Below are 18650 nucleotides of genomic sequence, written 5' to 3' on the forward strand. Positions count from 1 at the left end.
CCAATTTTTGAAATTCACCGAGTATACACTTAACTCTAAGTTACTTCAAGCTTTACGTTAAGACATAAAGATCTAAATTCTTTTATCATAACATGAAATGATTCAGGAATGCCTGATTCAAAATTATTTTCACCGCGTACTATAGAATCATAAGTTTTGATCCTACCGTTTACGTCATCCGACTTAACCGTTAACATTTCCTGTAACGTATAAGCTGCACCGTAAGCTTGTAATGCCCAACATTCCATTTCCCCGAAACGCTGTCCGCCAAAATGAGACTTACCTCCAAGCGGTTGCTGCGTTACTAAGCTATAAGGTCCTATAGAACGGGAGTGAATTTTATTATCGACTAAATGATGCAATTTCAGCAAATATTTCTGTCCGACGGTTACTAGACGGTCAAAATATTCACCGGTTCTACCGTCAATTAATTTCACTTGTCCTGAAGGATCTTGACCGGCAAGTCTTAGCATATCTTTAACGTCCTGAACTTTTGCTCCGTCAAATACAGGAGTTGCAAAATGTACGCCTTTACTTACTTTATTACAGAAAGAGATAATCTCTTCTTCCGATCTTTCAAGTATATAATTAATATTCTCTCCATATAGCTCAAGTAAGAATTTCTTAATCTGCTCAATACCTATATGCTTATTTTTATATTCCTTGACTAATTCGGATATTTTTTTTGCTAAATTTATTGATGCCCACCCAAGATGCGTTTCTAAAATCTGTCCTATATTCATACGTGACGGAAGACCTAAAGGGTTAAGAACGATATCTATTACAGTTCCATTTTCTAAAAACGGCATATCTTCTTCAGGTACAATACGTGAAATAACACCTTTATTTCCGTGTCTTCCTGCCATCTTATCCCCGGGCTGTAATTTATGCTTAGTTGCAATAAATACTTTTACTACTTTTAAAGCTCCCTGAGGTAAATCATCACCGCTTTGCAATTTCTCTACTTTAGTAGAGAGTCTTTTATCGAGGGCATCTTTTTTCTCATCATAATGAGTCTTTATCTGCTCTATTTCATTCATTACATTTGCATCTTCCACGGTAAGCTGCCAAAATTGCCCTTTAGATAAACCTTTTAGCATTTCACTAGTAATTGTTTGTCCTGCTTTTACTTGCTTAGGACCGTTAATAATCACCTGCCCTACTAAAAGCTTTTCAAGCCAACTAAACACAAAATGCTCAATAATTTCTAATTCGTCGTCTCTGTCTTTTGCTAATTTTTCAATTTGTTGTTTTTCAATAGCAATAGCTCGCTGGTCTTTTTCTACACCTCTACGAGAAAATACCCTTACTTCTACTACAGTTCCGCTCACTCCGGAAGGTACATGCAGCGATGAATCTTTTACGTCAAAAGCTTTTTCCCCGAAAATAGCACGTAGTAGCTTCTCTTCAGAAGTAATAGGCGATTCACTTTTCGGTGTTACTTTTCCGACTAAAATATCACCGGCTTTTACTTCTGCACCTACATAAATTATTCCGACCTCATCAAGATGACGTAATGCTTCTTCACTTACATTCGGTATATCACGGGTAATTTCTTCAGGACCAAGGCGTGTATCTCTAGCTATTACTTCAAACTCTTCAATATGAATAGATGTAAATACATCCTCTTTTACTATACGTTCGGATATTAAAATTGAATCTTCAAAATTATAACCGTTCCAAGGTAAGAAAGCCACAAGCACGTTTCTACCTAAAGCAATTTCACCGTTATCCGTACTAGGACCGTCAGCTATAATATCGTTTTTCTTAACGTAATGACCGACCTTAACTAAAGGCTTTTGATTTATACAAGTATTATGATTGGATTTTTGGAATTTTAATAAATTATAAATATCAACCGAAGGAGAACCGTCAACTTTTTGTTCTAGAGTTCTAATCACGATCCTATTTGAATCTACCTGCTCAACAATACCGTCATGTAATGCAAGCACTGACGCTCCGGAATCTTTAGCTACTACCCCTTCAACTCCGGTACCTACAAAAGGTGCATCCGTTTTAATTAAAGGAACGGCTTGTCTTTGCATGTTTGAACCCATCAAAGCACGGTTAGCATCATCGTTTTCTAAGAAAGGTATAAGAGAAGTCGCAACCGATACTACCTGCATAGGAGTCACATCAATGAAATCTACCTCATGCGGTTCTACCATTACAAAATTACCGCCTTCAACTCGGCAATTAATAAACTCTCCTTGCAGCTTTCCATCTTTATCAACTTTAGAATTTGCTTGTCCGATTTTGTATTTACCTTCTTCAATAGCAGAAAGATATACCACTTCATCGGTTACATGCCCATCTTTAACTCTTCTATACGGACTCTCTATAAAACCGTGTTTATTTATTCTAGCATAAGTAGCCATAGAGTTAATTAACCCTATATTCTGACCTTCAGGTGTTTCAATAGGACAAATACGACCGTAATGAGTCGGATGTACGTCACGCACCTCAAAACCTGCTCGATCTCGACTAAGACCTCCAGGTCCGAGTGCCGACAGCCTTCTTTTATGAGTTATTTCCGATAATGGATTTGTTTGATCCATAAATTGGGATAATTGGGAGGTACTAAAAAATTCTTTTACTACTGAAACTAAAATTTTAGAATTTACTAAATCATGAGGCATTACGGTATCAACATCACCTGCCGACATCCTTTCAATTACAGATTTTTCCATTCGGATTAAACCTATTCTAAATTGATTTTCTATCAATTCACCTACCGATCTAACCCTTCTATTACCTAAATGATCAATATCGTCTATGATACCTTTACCGTCTTTAAGCTCTACTAAAACTTTTATGATATTTTTAATATCATCAATTGTTAAAACCGTAACTTCTTCAGAAATATTCAGCTCTAACCTAGAATTCATTTTTATTCGCCCGACTTCTGAAAGATCATATCTTTCCGCATCAAAGAATAAATTATAAAACAGGCTCTCAGCCGATTCGATATTAGCAGGTTCGCCCGGTCTTAAAACTCTGAAAATGTCACATAATGCTGCCTCGCGATCCTGATTTTTATCAGCAAATAAGGTGTTCCTTATATATGGACCACCGGATTGAGGATTGATTACTAATACGTTAACATTTTTAATTTTAAGATCATTAATAACATTTAACATATCAGCAGTAATCATTTCACCGATTTTTGCTAATACTTCATCGCTTGCAGGATCTCTTAAATCTTCGGATAGATATTTGCCGATTAAAGTTTCATGAGCTACTAAAATATTATTAAGCCCTTCCCCAAAATATTTTTTAGCCAAACGTGGGGTAATTTTTTGTCCTGCTTTCAGTAGAACATTTCCGGTATCTGCATCTACTAAATCACTTGTTAAACGATGAGCAGTAATATGCTGAGGTATAAATTTAACCACCCAACCTTTATTTTTAACAAACTTATAAGTTACTGAATTATAATAAAATTTTATAATTTCTTCAGTACTCATACCTATAGCTCTAAGCAAAGTAGTAGCATAAAGCTTTCTTTTTCTATCAATCCTGAAATAAATAACATCCTTAGCGTCAAATTCTAAATCAAGCCAAGACCCTCTATATGGAATAACACGAGCAGAATATAAAAGCTTGCCAGAAGAGTGAACTTTTCCTTCATCATGATAAAAGAACACGCCAGGTGAGCGATGCATTTGTGATACAACTACTCTTTCCGTACCGTTGATAATAAAAGTACCGTTTTTAGTCATTAATGGGATATCACCCATATATACTTCTTGCTCTTTAATCCCTTTAATTTCTCTAGTACCGGTATCCTCATCTATATCCCAAATACTTAATCTTAAAGTCACTTTAAGAGGAGCAGCATAACTTAAACTTCTTTGACTACACTCTTCTACATCATATTTTGGAGTATCGAATTCATATTTTACAAATTCTAAATTAGCAATATTGGAGGAATCTGAAATAGGAAAAATTGAGTTTAATATAGATTGTAAACCTTTGTTTTTTCTTTCAGAATCTTTAATATTTAACTGTAGAAAGTTTTTTTCATATGAATTTTTTTGAATTTCAATCAAATTCGGTATATCTGCTACTAAATTTATGTGACCGAAATTTTTTCTTATTCTTCTATTATGTGACAAGGGTTGTGCTTCTATATTATCCCTTAATGAAACCATATAATCTCCTGACTGATAAAATTACTGCCCGTATTGAAGTGATTAGGTTCTATGCACTATAATAGAATAATCATAATTATAGCTCTTTTTAGCTATAAATTATAAGATTTCTTTGAAATAGTAACAACTATACTTCCAAAAATCTTATTAATTTTCGCTTAAAAATATCTCCTAATTATAATCATTTAATCAAAAGTGCATAGAACCTAGGTTCTGTATATAAAATTTAAATTATTTATATTTTAAACAATAAAGTTTTTACTGGAATAGATACCTATTTCGATAAAATGCTTATAATTTGCAGTAAAAAACTAAAATATATTGTTTTAAATTTTTTTACATAGAACTTAAATTAAAAAAACCTAGTAAGCTTCTTATTTAGATCTTGTGTAGGCTCTGCGAACATTTCTAAAAAGATTTGATTCTGGTTATTTGTTTGTTACAAAAAATTATAAGATTTTTTTTTAAATAAGAGCATTTCTTCAAAAATCTTATTAATTTTCACTAAAAATCAATTATAAATGTTCACAGAACCTAGAAAATTTCAATAATTTAAATTTCTAGACGTATGGTACGTTAACAAAATATTTTAATTAATAAGATTTTTAATGTAATAGCTTTATCCTATTTCAAAAAAATAACTTAAATTAGCTTTAAAATAATTTTTAAACAAAAAAGCCTTATTCAAATTTAATTACTAAAATAAGGCTTTTTAGATTTTAAGAATTTAAAGCTATAAAATATTTCATCTGTAATGCAAAAAACATTAGGTCCTGTAAAGAAAAATTAATCTATATTTAGTTGTTTTTTATTGAAAATAATAAGATTTTTTCGGAATAGAAATAACTGTTCCAGCAAGAATCTTATTAATTTTTACTTGAAAATATCTAAAAATACGAATAATTTAACTTTTCTTTACAGAACCTAGTGCAGAAATAATTATTTTAATTCAACTTTTGCTCCAGCAGCTTCTAACTTACCTTTGATTTCTTCAGCTTCTGCTTTTTTTACATTGCTTTTAATCGGCTTTGGAGCTTCATCAACTAATTTCTTAGCTTCAATTAAACCAAGACCCGTGATATCTTTCACAACTTTAATTACTTCAACTTTCTTGTCACCAGCAGCTGTTAAAATTACTTCAAACTCAGTTTTTTCAGCAGCTGCCTCAGCCGCAGGAGCTGCAGTGCCAGCAGCTGCTACAACTACAGGTGCTACTGCAGATACACCCCATTTTTCTTCTAGCATTTTCACAAGCTCAGCTGCTTGCATTAATGTTAATGATGATAATTGTTCTTCAATTTTAGCTAAATCTGCCATAATTTTTTCCTTTTTACTTGTTTTTATATTGAGAGATTACTACATCAGGTATTTTAAAGTTAATTAAATTCTTTTTTGCTACAAATTATAAGATTTTTTTTAAAATAATAACAATTATTTCGACAAAAATCTTATTAATTTTCACTATAAAAGCTCTTTAATTATCAATTAAAATATCTGATGCAGTAACCTTTAAGTTAATTTTTACTAGCATGTGCTTGTATTACTTTCGCCATACTCGAAGACGGAGCTTGTAAAACACCTACAAACTTAGTAGCCGGTGCTTGTAATAACCCAACAATTTTACCTCTAAGCTCATTAAGTGAAGGTAGCTTAGAAAGTTCTTTTATTGAATTTTCATCTAACACGTAATTATTGACTATTCCACCAATAATCTTAAGATTATCATTAGCCTTAGCAAAATTAACTACTAATTTTACCATCTCAACCGGTTCTTTAGAATAAACAATAGCAGTAGGACCCGCAAATAAATTAGCAATACTATCAAGCCCTGTTTGATTTGCAGCTATTTTTGCTAAAGTATTTTTAACTACTTTAAAACCTGCTTCTTTAGATTTAAGTGATTCTCTAAGCGAACTCACTTGACTAACGGTTAACCCGTGATAATGAGTAATAATTACAGAGGGCGATTCTTTATAAATATTTACAATATCCTCTACTGCTACCGATTTTTCTGATCTTAACACCTTTTAATTCTCCTTTTATAATACAGTTTAATATATTTAAACTGATACAAATGCTTAAAATAAAAAAATTTTTTTATTATTACTATACTACCGTTAAACGGCTATAAAAACTATACTATACTAGTTAAATCTATTTGTACCGATGCTCCCATAGTAGAAGATAAATACATTGCTTTTAAATAACTTCCTTTTAATCCGGCAGGTTTTGCTTTAATTACTGCCTCAATCAATGCATTTAAATTTTTTAATAAATCTTGGTCTGAGAAAGATAATTTTCCAAGCCCTGCATGGATTATACCTGCTTTCTCTGCTCTATATTCTACCTGACCGCTTTTAGCATTTTTAATAGCATTTTTAATATCTAAAGTTACGGTACCAAGTTTAGGGTTAGGCATTAAACCTTTTGGTCCTAAAATTCTTGCAACTGAACCTATAGCTGCCATCATATCGGGAGTAGCTATACATACATCGAAATTAATTTTCCCTGATTTAATTTCATCAATGATACTTGTTGAACCTACTAAATCTGCTCCAGCACTTTTAGCTTCTTCTTCTCTTTCTTCTTTACAAATAACGGCAACTCTTACAGTTTTACCTGTACCGGCAGGTAAATTAACTACACCGCGTACCATTTGATCGGAATGCCTAGGATCAATTCCAAGCTTTATAATTATTTCTAAGGTTGGGTCAAATTTAACATATGATGCTGATTTTAATCGTTCAACTGCATTTGTTAAATTATATAAAGTATCTGATTTTACTTTTTCTCTAGCTTCTCTTATTTTTTTACCGCCGCTAATTTTTACGGCAACATCTTTCTTATTTGACATAATCATTAATCCCCTACCACTTCAAGTCCCATAGATGCAGCACTACCACAAACAATTTTTGTTGCTGCTTCAATATTTTTTGTATTTAAATCAGGCATTTTTAACTTTGCAATTTCACGACAATCATCCATAGTAACTTTACCTACTACGGCTTCTTTCTTAGTAGCACTAGAACCTTTAGTAATTTTAGCATACTTCTTTAAAAAGTAAGAAGCAGGTGGAGTTTTTATTTTAAAAGAAAAACTACTATCTTCATAAACAGTAATTACAGTCGGCAAAGGTACTCCTTTTTCCATACCTTGCGTAACATCATTAAAATCTTTACAAAATGCTGCAATATTAACTTTTCTTTGTCCTAAGGCTGGTCCTATAGGAGGAGCAGGAGTGGCTCCGGCAACCGGAATTATCAAGTTAATATAACCTTTTATTGCTTTCTGAGACATTTATAAATATCCTTATTTTTCTCTTAAATTAATATTACTTTGTAACAATTGCATGGATCGTTTTTCCTATCATTGCGAGGAAAAGCTGTAAGTTTTGACAAAGCAAGGAAGAAAAAAAATCTGTAAATCAGAATTTTTTTCTTATTTCTTCTAGATTGCCACGCAGCCTACTGCTGCTCGCAATGACGACTCATTATCCTGCAACAATGACATCCTGAACATTCGTACAATACAGCTTAAGTAATTAATAAACCGTATTTAGTCCAACTTTTAATCATTTTTCTTTACTTGATTAAAATTTAGTTCTATTGGAGTTGCTTTACCAAATATTGAAACTGAAACTTTTAACCTATTTTTTTCTTGATCTATTTCTTCTACTGTACCCATGAAAGTTTCAAAAGGACCATCTGTAACAGTCACTATTTCACCAACTTCATACAATTTAGAATTCTTTGCTTCTTTAGCTTCTGCTTCCAAATTATTAAAAATATTTTGTATTTCACTTTCTGTAAGAGCTTTTGGCGTGGTTTTGCTTCCTAAAAAGCCGGTTACTCCAGATATATTTTTCACTAAATGCCAAGATTTATCAGTCATATTCATCTTTATCAAGATATAACTCGGCATTAGTTTTTTTTCTACCTTGACATTTTTACCGCGTTTAATTTCAGAAACTCCAAAAACAGGTATTAATATATCTTCAAAAAAATCTGTCATTTTCTGTTTAGCGATTTTTCTAAGCATATCTTCTTTAATGCGTTTCTCTGCTCCTGATGCCGTATGTACCACATACCACTGCTTTACATTTTTTTCAGAAGAATACAATATATTATCTATACTCTGTTCTGTCACAATTTATTCCTTATACTATTTGCCGATATTAAGCAAAAGCTGCATTATGTTATGTATACTATAATCAAGTACCAAACAAATTAAGCTAAAAATAAAAACTGCTAATACCACTACTAATGTTGAAGCAACAAGCTCTTTTCTAGTTGGCCAAACTACCTTATAAGTTTCTTGTTTAACTTGGTCAAAAAACTTATAAATTTTATATTCTTTAAACATATTTTTGTTAGGTAATTTATTAGACTTCTTACAAAATTCTACTTCTAAAGGCAATTGAGACGATGATCCAGCACTGGAATTCTCACGTACTAGTATGTACGCTGCGATTCGAGGTGAAGTATATCTTTCAAATTTCTCTCTATAAGCGAATTTTGTAAAAATTCTATATTTTATAGCAAAAAAGCTCTAAACCTATAATGGCAGGAGCGACAGGCATCGAACCCGCAACCTCCGGTTTTGGAGACCGGCGCTCTACCAATTGAGCTACACTCCTATCATATTTTTAATAAAAAATCAATAAATTTATTAAAAAATTACTATAATAATCGGTACTTCTAATTTATAAGCTGTCACAGTAAAACAACATCTACCTTTGCAAGAGATGACATTAATTATATCTAATTAGATCCATCAATTATTTTTTAGCTTTAATAATATCAGCTACCTGACTCGGCACTTGATCATAATGAGAAAATATCATACTAAACTGAGCTCTACCTTGAGATAAAGACCTAAGCGTATTAACATACCCAAACATTTCCGCTAAAGGAACATTCGCAGTAACTACTTGAGCATTCCCTCTTGGATCCATGCTTTGAATTTGCCCTCTACGACTATTTAAATCGCCTATAATATCACCCATATATTCATCAGGAGTGATAACTTCAACTTTCATAATCGGCTCAAGTAATTTAGGATTACCTTTCGGCATCCCTTCTCTAAAGGCTGCCTTTGCAGCAATTTCAAACGCAAGTACACTAGAATCTACATCATGAAACGCACCGTCAACTAAAGTCGCTTTAAAATCAATCATAGGATAACCGGCAATAACACCGGTTTCTCTAATATTATTTAAACCTTTTTCAACACCTGGTATATATTCTTTAGGCACGGCACCGCCGACGATTTTACTTTCAAAGACAAAAGTTTTATTTTTATCTTCATCTTTTAGATCTTTTACCTCTTTTAGAGGCTCAAAAATAATTTTTACACGAGCAAATTGTCCTGCACCGCCGGATTGTTTCTTATGGGTATAATCAATTTCGCAAGTTTTTGTTATAGTTTCACGATATGCTACTTGAGGAGCTCCGATATTTGCTTCAACCTTAAACTCTCTTCTCATACGATCAATGATAATTTCTAAATGGAGTTCTCCCATTCCTTTTATCACTGTTTGTCCTGTTTCATGATCAGTTGAAACTCTAAATGATGGATCTTCTGCTGCTAAACGAGAAAGTGCTAAGCCCATTTTTTCTTGATCGGCTGTTGATTTAGGTTCTACCGCAAGCTCAATTACCGGCTCCGGAAATTCCATTCTTTCTAAGATTACTTGTTTATCAATATCGGATAATGTATCACCGGTGGTAGTATCTTTAAGACCTGCTAAAGCTACTATATCACCTGCTGATGCTTCTTTTACGTCTTCACGATTATTAGCATGCATTAATAGCATTCTACCGATTTTTTCTCTTTTATTCTTTACGGTATTAATAACAGTTGTTCCTGAAGTAATTTTACCTGAATATATTCTAATAAAAGTTAATGAACCAACAAACGGGTCATTCATAATTTTAAATGCTAAAGCTGCAAAAGGCTCAGTTACCGAAATAGGGAAATCTTTTTCTTCACCGGTACTTACTTCCATACCTTTTACTATACCTATATCAATAGGCGAAGGTAGGAAATCTACTACGGCATCAAGTAAAGGCTGTACTCCCTTATTTTTAAAAGCACTACCGCATAAAACCGGATAAAATGCTGCTGAAATAGTACCTTTTCTGATTAATCTTTTAATCTCTTCTTCTGTTACTTCTTCACCTGATAAATATTTTTCCATCACATGATCATCTAACTCAACAACCATATCAAGTAATTTAGCACGATATTCTTCAACTTTATCTTTCATATCGGCAGGTATATCTTCTTCAAAATACTCAGCTCCAAGTGATTCATCTTTCCAAATCACTGCTTTCATTTTAACAAGATCAATTATACCTTTAAAATTTTCTTCAATCCCTACAGGCAACTGAATAACAAGCGGTTTTGCCCCTAAACGATCTTTGATCATTTCAACGCATCTATAAAAATCTGCTCCCATTCTGTCCATTTTATTGACAAAACACATTCTAGGAACATTATATTTATCTGCTTGCCTCCAAACCGTTTCTGACTGCGATTCAACACCTGCTACACCGTCAAATACTGCAACCGCACCGTCAAGAACACGAAGCGAACGCTCTACTTCGATAGTAAAGTCAACGTGCCCAGGAGTATCAATAATATTAATTATTTTATCTTGCCATCTACAAGTAGTAGCAGCTGAGGTAATAGTTATACCGCGTTCTTGCTCTTGTTCCATCCAGTCCATGGTAGCACCGCCCTCATGAACTTCACCTATTTTATGCGATTTACCGGTATAATATAAAATACGTTCGGTAGTTGTGGTTTTACCGGCATCAATGTGAGCACATATACCGATATTACGAATATGCTCAAGTTTATTTATTTTACTCATTATACCCTACCTTATTTCATTTTTTTAGGGCTAAAATGAGAGAAAGCTTTATTAGCTTCAGCCATTTTATGAGTATCTTCTTTCTTCTTAATGGCAACGCCTCTATTATTAGAAGCTTCAAACAGCTCTTCGGCAAGTTTATCAATCATCATTTTTTCAGAACGTTTTGACGCAGCATTAATAATCCAACGGCTAGCAAGAGCATATCCTCTTCTTTCATCAACATGCGTCGGAACTTGATAATTAGCTCCTCCAACCCTAACCGAAGTTACTTCTAAATGCGGCTTCACGTTATGCATAGCATTATTAAAGATTTGATACGGATCAACTCTATGCTTCTTTTCAATTTTATTAAAGGCTGAATAAACAATTTTCTCTGCAAGGGCTTTCTTCCCTTCTTTCATAATATTATTGATAAATCTTGACAGTAAAATACTGTTATATTTCATATCAGGTAAAATTACTCGCTTTTCCGCGGCGTGACGACGTGACATTTTATTTTTTCTCTCTAACTAATAATTTATTTTTTTGTAACTGCAACTTGTTTACGAGGAGCACCGTAACGTGAACGACCTTGCTTACGTCCTTTAACTCCGGCAATATCATAAGCACCGAGTACGATATGATATTTCACCCCCGGAAGATCAGGAACCTGACCGCCTCTTACTAATACCCTATCATGCTCCTTTACACTATGCTTTTCACCAGGAATATATGCATTTACGGTTCTTTTATTACTTAAACGTACCGTTGCGATCTTACGAAGTGCAGAGTTAGGCTTTTTAGGGGTAACGGTTTTTACAACTAGGCAAACACCGCTTTTAAAAGGATTAGATTCTAAGGCAGGAGATTTGGTCTTACGAGTTTTTGACTTTCTCCCAAAACGTACTAATTGATTATATGTCGGCATTAAAAACAATACTCCAAAAAAAAACTTATATATACGATAATTAAAGGGTGGAAAAATACTTCCACCCTTTATTTTTAAATACAAATTATAAGAATTTGTAAATTACACTAAATTTAAATTATAATTACTTTTTCCATAAAAGCAAGTATGTTTTAATTAACAATCATTTTTTTTTCAATTATTTTTGCTATAAAGCTGATTAACATCACTAAAATATAATAACAGCACGCAGCAATAAGCATTGGAAAAAAATAATTATATGTTTCAATTGATACAATTTGTGCTCTACGCATTAAATCCATTTCTCCAAGCATAGAAATAATGGCTGATTCTTTAATCAAATTTACAAGCTCATTTACTAATGACGGAAAAATATTTTTAACTGCTTGCGGCAGGATTATATCTTTCATTATTAAAAACTTTGGAATAGCAAGAGCTTCAGCCGCTTCAAACTGCCCTTTATCAACCGCATTAATCCCCGCCCTGATTACTTCGGAAACATACGCTCCCGAATTGAGAGAAAAAGAAATAGCACCTGCCGTAAACACGCTAAATTTAACCACTATTATATACGGCGATGCAAAATAAATAATACTTAATTGAATTAATAAAGGAGTACCTCTGAAAATAGAAGTATAGAAATTTGCAAAAAACCTTAAAGCACGATTTTTATTTACCTTACAAATAGCGAGCAGCATCCCTATTACTAAACCGAATATAACGGCAATAACGCTATATTTTAAAGTTACCAAAGTTCCCTCTACAATAAAAAGGATTTTTGGATAGAATTTTGTTAAATACTCAAACATTTTTAATATATTTTTTCTTGTCATCCCGCGATTAAATCGCGGGATGACATTAAAGGTTCTAGATTCCTGCTTTCGCAGGAATGAATAAGAACATTAATTAATACACTCTTTTTGCCGGTGGAATTGCACTGATTTCATCGGTTAAAGTGGTTAATGTTACAGGTTTATAATCAAGAACTACTTTACCCGCTTCATCGATAGAGCTAAGAGTATGTTTCATCCAATCTCCATCATTACGATCAGGATAATCTTCACGTGCATGAGCTCCTCTGCTTTCTTTTCTTGCAGCTGCTGAATATACCGTAACCAAAGCTTGATCAAGTAGATTATCTAGTTCTAATGCTTCGACTAAATCACTATTCCAAATCAAAGATTTATCGTTAACTTTTATATCTTTATAGCCGCTTCTTATTTCGCTAATCATTCCTGCTCCTTCATCTAGTACCTCTTGAGTTCTAAATACCGAAGCATGGCTTTGCATAGTTCTTTGCATTTTAAGCCTTAAATCTGCAACTAAAATATTACCGTTAGCGTGACGTATTTTATCGAACCTATTAATAATCTTTTCAAAGCTTTCTTCTTTTAAAGGCCTATGAGGACTCGCAGGCTTAATAAGCTCTGCCGCTTTTAATGCAGAGCTTCTACCGAACACTACTAAATCAAGCAAAGAATTTGACCCTAACCTATTAGCACCGTGTACCGATACGCAAGCCGCTTCACCGATTGCCATGAGTCCCTTTACTACGCTATTATGATTCGTACCGTCTTTGATTATGACTTGACCGTGGTAATTAGTCGATATCCCGCCCATATTATAATGTACCGTAGGAAGTACCGGTATCGGCTCCTTAGTGACATCCACACCAGCAAAAATTTTAGCCGTCTCAGAGATACCGGGCAAACGGCTATGTAAAATTTCAGGCGATAAATGATTTAAATGCAAAAATACATGATCTTTATACTCGCCGACTCCTCGCCCTTCACGAATCTCGATGGTCATTGCTCTTGAAACTACGTCTCTTGAAGCTAAATCCTTTGCAGCAGGAGCGTAACGCTCCATAAAACGCTCTCCGTTTGCATTAACGAGATATCCCCCTTCACCTCTTGCTCCCTCGGTAATAAGGCAGCCCGCCGAATATATACCGGTCGGATGGAACTGTACAAACTCCATATCTTGCAGTGGAAGACCGGCTCTAATCGCCATACCGCCCCCGTCACCCGTACAAGTGTGAGCAGACGTCGCCGAAAAATAAGCACGCCCGTATCCGCCCGTTGCAAGCACTACATCATGAGCTCTAAAACAATGCAGACTACCATCATCTAAATTCCACGCAACTACACCTCTACATTCACCATCTTCCATCAATAAATCAATAGCAAAATACTCAACAAAAAACTGCACTTTATGTTTTAGTGACTGTTGATATAAAGTATGAAGTATGGCATGCCCCGTACGATCTGCCGCAGCACATGTACGCTGAGCTGCTTTTCCTTTACCGTACTCCGTAGTCATACCGCCAAAAGGACGCTGATAAATTTTTCCTTCTTCAGTTCTTGAAAAAGGTACACCGCAATGCTCAAGCTCTAAAATCGCATCGGGAGCGTTTTTGCACATATACTCGATGGCATCCTGATCGCCTAACCAATCAGAACCTTTTACCGTATCATACATATGCCAACGCCAATCATCTTCGCCCATATTCCCAAGAGCCGCACTAATTCCGCCCTGAGCAGCCACAGTATGACTACGGGTTGGAAATAGCTTAGTTATACAGGCGGTATTTAGCCCTTCTTTAGCCATACCGAATGCAGAACGAAGACCTGCTCCGCCCGCACCTACAACTACTACGTCAAATTTATGATGAATGATATTATATGCTTTGGTCATTAAATTAATTTTTTACTATTTTGATACGTGAATTGTCTACCCCTGTCACCCCGCGGCTTGACCACGGGGTCCAGTAATTCAATACACAATAATGCTATAAATTGTTTTCTGGATACCGCGGTCAAGCCGCGGGGTGACAATTTTTATCCCCTATAAAACATCGCTACTACAAAAGCTGCAATAGTCACAATGCAAAATAATTGCACTATTATAATCAATGTATTACGTAATTTGTGACAACTTACATAATCCTCAATCACTACACGCATACCAAGCATTGCATGATATAACGAAATAGCCACCATAATTAACAATGCTACTACGTTAAAAGGCTTTTTAAGCTCCCACATAATAATATTTATGTCATTATTTTTGTTGGTTAACGTAAAATATATTAACCATATAGAACATAAAGCTAATATAATCCCCGTTGCTCTTTGCAATAACCAATGATGAGAACCACTTTTAGCAGAACCGCTATTTTTTGCTTTTACAATTTCTGCTTTAAAATCATATACCATTAATTTTCTCTAAACATATTTTTTTCGTTAAGTTGTCATACCGCGACTTGATCGTGGTATCCAAAAAAACTTATTACTACTAAAGCATAATTTATTTTAAAAAATCTTCATATAAATCATGCCAACTTGGATTACTAGAGTTAATTAAATCTAGCTTCCATTTCCTCTTCCTTTAGACGTTTTTCACGTCCAATTGCAAGATTAACATCATTAAATTGTTCAAAATAAACTAGTTTATCTATATCGTATTTTGTAGTAAAACCTTTTCTTATCTTCTGCTTATGTTGCCAAATACGTTTTATAATATCTGAAGTAACGCCTATATGATAGAGTACCGTTACATTTATTAGAAAGTATATAAACATAATATTCTTTCATTTTATTAAGTTATTTTTTGGATACCGTGATCAAGTCGCGGCATGACACCGAAGATTATTTATATTTTTATACCCATAACAACATAGTTAATAATATAGAACATACAACTACACACCAACCGGTGATATTAACTGCTTTTATAGAAAAACCGTAACCAATATCCCAAAATAAATGCCTAATGCCGTTACATAAATGATAAAACCAAGCGTAACTAACAGCTACTAAGCATATTTTTATAATGCAGCAATTAGCAAGTTGTAAATAATTATTGTCATATTTACTAAGGATCCACCACCATGCCAAAATCGATACTGCAAAAAATAGAGCTACACCGGTCATACGATGCAAAATCGACAAATTAGAACTTATTTGCGGCTTATATATAGTTAAATGCGGCGAAGTTGGACGCTTATTATAAATTTCTTGTTTGGTTTTAGTCATAGCTATTTAATATAATAAAAAATTAGATGAAGGCAGACGAAGTTTAATTTGGAAAAGAGCAAGGCGTTTTATACTTTTTGACTGCAGCATAGTTAATCCTAAGTGAGGATCAAAAAGTATAAAACAACGTAGCCAATTTTTCAAATTAAACGAGTCTGCAACCAATGCCCTTCTGCAGGTGATAAATCATCTGCTACTGCTCTCCTATCATCAAAGACGAAACATTCACCTTGCCATAAATTATTCTTGTTTTGTGTATCTTCTAAATACTGCAATATACCGCCTTTTAGATGATATACTTCATCATAACCTATGCTTTTAAGTAAGCTGGTGGATTTTTCACACCTAATACCACCTGTACAAACCATAGCAATTTTCTTACCTTTGAGCAATTCTTGATTCTGCTGAACCCAAGCAGGAAATTGTTTAAATGTTTTGGTATTAGGATTAATTGCTGATTTAAATGTACCGACCTCTACTTCATAATCATTACGAGTATCTATTACTATAACATCTTGTTTTGTGATAAATTCATCCCAATCTTTCGGCTCTATATATTCGCCTTTAAACAAATCAACATTCAAATCTTCAACATTCATCGCTACAATCTCTTTCTTAAGCCTTACTTTCAGCTTCTGAAAAGGATGAACATCACTATAATTTATTTTAACGTTAACATCTTTGGGGCCGGTTAGCTTTATTAGTTCTTCAAGTACAAGATTTACATTTTCATATGAACCTGAAAAAGAACTGTTAAAACCTTCATTAGCTAATAAAATAGTACCTCTAACATATTTTTTTTTACTGATAAGCAAAAGCTTTGGTATTAAATTCACCGGCTCTTCTATATTAACAAAACTATATGCACTTAAAATTGCTATTTTTTCATTCATAATTATTTAGGTGTCATACCGTGGCTTGACCACGGTATCTAGTTAAAAATTTAAAAAGACTGGATACCGTGGTCAAGCCACGGTATGACATTTAATCACAGCACCGATAACGGCACGAACACACTTGTATCGCCCCTTTTAATCAAGAGCAAAATATTTTGCTTATCTGATTTTTTAGCATTTTCATATAATTCTTCTAGCTTACTTATATCGTCTATGCTTTCCTGATTAATATTGGTTATCAGATCACCAATTTTGAAGCGACTTTCTTCTTCATCAATATTGGTTATAACTATTCCCATTTTATCTTGAGGAATAGTATATTTTTGTCTTAGTTCTTCAGTCAAATTACTAAAAGTAATATTACTTTTAGTAATAGATAAATTATTTTCTTCTTTGTTTGTTATTTCTTCCTTATTGGTCTCTTCTGTAGAATCTTTGGTAACCTCTTCATTATCCGAAATAATTTTAATAGGTAATTCAAGCTCTTTTTTATCGCGAAGTATTTTTACTTTTACTTCCTGATCAATAGGAGCATCTGCAATAATTACACGTAATTTTTTAGTATTTTTAACCGGTATATCTGCAAACTCTATTATTATATCACCTGTTTTAATTCCTGCTTTATCACCTGGACCGTCTTCTTGTACTTTAGCTACTAACACCCCCCTAGTATTTTTAAGTCCTAGCCCTTCAGAAATTTCCTCGGTTAAATCTTGTATTGTTACTCCAAGGCGTCCTCTACTTACTTTTCCATCTTTCTTAAGACGTTCAATTATAGGCTTTGCAGTATTTGACGGTATTGCAAAACCGATCCCTATATTAGTACCGAGCGGTGAAAAAATTGCCGTATTTACGCCAATTACTTTCTGATCCAAATTAAACATAGGACCACCTGAATTACCGTTATTAATTGCAGCATCCGTTTGAATAAAATTATCGACTATATTGTCCGTATCTATATCGATATCCCGCCCTTTAGAGGATATAATACCGCTTGTCACCGTACCTCCTAGATTACCGAACGGATTACCGATTGCAATAACCCAATCTCCTACTCTTGCATCATTTGAATCTCCAAACTCAACAAAAGGTAGAGGTTCCTCGCTATCTATTTTTAAGAGAGCTAAATCGGTTTTAGTATCGCTACCTATTAATTTAGCCGATAATTCGGTATTATCTGCAAGTTTTATATTAATTTTCTCAACATTTGCAATTACATGATAATTTGTCACTATTAAGCCGTTAGGTTCAATAATAAATCCTGAACCAAGCGGAACGCTTTTAGGAGTTTGATCTACCTCTTCTAAATTCAGCGGTATATTAAGCTTTTCTAAAAAATCATTAATGAAATCTAAAGTTTTTTTTTCTTGCAGAGAATCTTTCTCGGCATTTTCCGATTTACTATTAACATATTCTATTGTTGAAATATTAACGACTGCAGGAATTAATGGTTCAACTATATCGGCAAAGCTATAACGGGTGGCTTCACTTACTTTTAAAGGAGCAGAATTTATTTCCGTAAACTCATTCTCTTCTTGATCTGCTACTTTTAAATACTTATTATTTTCTTTTGCTAGAACAACGTTACTTGATATTAAAACTATTATAACAAGAACTATTTTCAGATTAACCATATACTCCAAGTAAATAAAAAGTAGATAGACGAAGTTTAATTTGGAAAAGAGCAAGGCGGTTTATACTTTTTGACCGCAGCGTAGTTAATCCTACGTAAGGATCAAAAAATATAAAACAACGTAGCCAATTTTTCAAATTAAA

The 18650-nt window shown here is 33.7% G+C and carries 17 protein-coding genes and 1 tRNA gene; all 18 read right to left on the reverse strand.

The features are described 5' to 3' along the window. Positions 1–35: 35 nt before the first annotated feature. The 18 genes from rpoB to D6968_RS01400 all read right to left on the reverse strand — a co-directional run bounded on the left by rpoB (position 36) and on the right by D6968_RS01400 (position 18508). On the reverse strand, positions 36–4154 hold the full coding sequence (gene rpoB / locus D6968_RS01310) for a DNA-directed RNA polymerase subunit beta (protein WP_121542870.1): 4119 nt from the start codon (positions 4152–4154) through the stop codon (positions 36–38). Between the two features lie 939 nt (positions 4155–5093). After that, a complete protein-coding gene (rplL, locus tag D6968_RS01315; RefSeq protein ID WP_121542872.1) occupies positions 5094–5471 on the reverse strand; it encodes a 50S ribosomal protein L7/L12 in 378 nt (125 codons plus the stop codon). A gap of 197 nt (positions 5472–5668) precedes the next feature. Beyond that, the gene (gene rplJ / locus D6968_RS01320; protein WP_121542874.1) at positions 5669–6178 is read right to left on the reverse strand and encodes a 50S ribosomal protein L10; all 510 of its coding nucleotides are present in this window, start codon (positions 6176–6178) and stop codon (positions 5669–5671) included. A 110-nt stretch (positions 6179–6288) separates the two neighbouring features. Then, a complete protein-coding gene (rplA, locus tag D6968_RS01325; protein WP_121542922.1) occupies positions 6289–7008 on the reverse strand; it encodes a 50S ribosomal protein L1 in 720 nt (239 codons plus the stop codon). Positions 7009–7013: 5 nt separating this feature from the next. Continuing rightward, the gene (rplK, locus tag D6968_RS01330; protein WP_121542876.1) at positions 7014–7451 is read right to left on the reverse strand and encodes a 50S ribosomal protein L11; all 438 of its coding nucleotides are present in this window, start codon (positions 7449–7451) and stop codon (positions 7014–7016) included. A gap of 270 nt (positions 7452–7721) precedes the next feature. After that, positions 7722–8300, reverse strand: a complete 579-nt coding sequence (gene nusG / locus D6968_RS01335; RefSeq protein ID WP_121542878.1) for a transcription termination/antitermination protein NusG — start codon at positions 8298–8300, stop codon at positions 7722–7724. Between the two features lie 15 nt (positions 8301–8315). After that, a complete protein-coding gene (secE, locus tag D6968_RS01340; protein WP_245969037.1) occupies positions 8316–8516 on the reverse strand; it encodes a preprotein translocase subunit SecE in 201 nt (66 codons plus the stop codon). A 198-nt stretch (positions 8517–8714) separates the two neighbouring features. After that, a tRNA-Trp gene (locus tag D6968_RS01345) sits at positions 8715–8790 on the reverse strand. 141 nt (positions 8791–8931) lie between these two features. Continuing rightward, the gene (gene fusA, locus D6968_RS01350) at positions 8932–11031 is read right to left on the reverse strand and encodes an elongation factor G (RefSeq protein WP_121542882.1); all 2100 of its coding nucleotides are present in this window, start codon (positions 11029–11031) and stop codon (positions 8932–8934) included. Positions 11032–11042: 11 nt separating this feature from the next. Further along, positions 11043–11525 carry a 30S ribosomal protein S7 gene (gene rpsG / locus D6968_RS01355; protein ID WP_121542884.1) on the reverse strand — a complete coding sequence of 161 codons (483 nt, stop codon included), beginning with the start codon at positions 11523–11525 and terminating at the stop codon, positions 11043–11045. A 26-nt stretch (positions 11526–11551) separates the two neighbouring features. Beyond that, the gene (gene rpsL / locus D6968_RS01360; RefSeq protein ID WP_004996647.1) at positions 11552–11941 is read right to left on the reverse strand and encodes a 30S ribosomal protein S12; all 390 of its coding nucleotides are present in this window, start codon (positions 11939–11941) and stop codon (positions 11552–11554) included. 152 nt (positions 11942–12093) lie between these two features. Continuing rightward, positions 12094–12750 (reverse strand): amino acid ABC transporter permease, encoded by a 657-nt coding sequence (locus tag D6968_RS01365; protein ID WP_008579660.1) that lies wholly within the window; start codon positions 12748–12750, stop codon positions 12094–12096. A gap of 97 nt (positions 12751–12847) precedes the next feature. Then, positions 12848–14638 carry a succinate dehydrogenase flavoprotein subunit gene (gene sdhA, locus D6968_RS01370; protein ID WP_121542886.1) on the reverse strand — a complete coding sequence of 597 codons (1791 nt, stop codon included), beginning with the start codon at positions 14636–14638 and terminating at the stop codon, positions 12848–12850. 143 nt (positions 14639–14781) lie between these two features. Then, positions 14782–15159 (reverse strand): succinate dehydrogenase, hydrophobic membrane anchor protein, encoded by a 378-nt coding sequence (gene sdhD, locus D6968_RS01380; RefSeq protein WP_121542890.1) that lies wholly within the window; start codon positions 15157–15159, stop codon positions 14782–14784. A gap of 140 nt (positions 15160–15299) precedes the next feature. Then, positions 15300–15524, reverse strand: coding sequence for a GIY-YIG nuclease family protein (locus D6968_RS01385; protein ID WP_245969036.1), 225 nt, complete (start codon positions 15522–15524; stop codon positions 15300–15302). 79 nt (positions 15525–15603) lie between these two features. Then, positions 15604–15978 (reverse strand): succinate dehydrogenase, cytochrome b556 subunit, encoded by a 375-nt coding sequence (gene sdhC, locus D6968_RS01390; protein ID WP_121542892.1) that lies wholly within the window; start codon positions 15976–15978, stop codon positions 15604–15606. A gap of 140 nt (positions 15979–16118) precedes the next feature. Then, a complete protein-coding gene (gene trhO / locus D6968_RS01395) occupies positions 16119–16871 on the reverse strand; it encodes an oxygen-dependent tRNA uridine(34) hydroxylase TrhO (RefSeq protein WP_121542894.1) in 753 nt (250 codons plus the stop codon). Positions 16872–16966: 95 nt separating this feature from the next. Beyond that, entirely contained in the window at positions 16967–18508 is a 1542-nt protein-coding gene (locus D6968_RS01400; RefSeq protein ID WP_121542896.1) for a Do family serine endopeptidase, read from the reverse strand. Between the last annotated feature and the right edge of the window lie 142 nt (positions 18509–18650).

The sequence above is a fragment of the Candidatus Rickettsia colombianensi genome (genome assembly GCF_003664375.1).
Lineage (GTDB): Bacteria > Pseudomonadota > Alphaproteobacteria > Rickettsiales > Rickettsiaceae > Rickettsia > Rickettsia tamurae.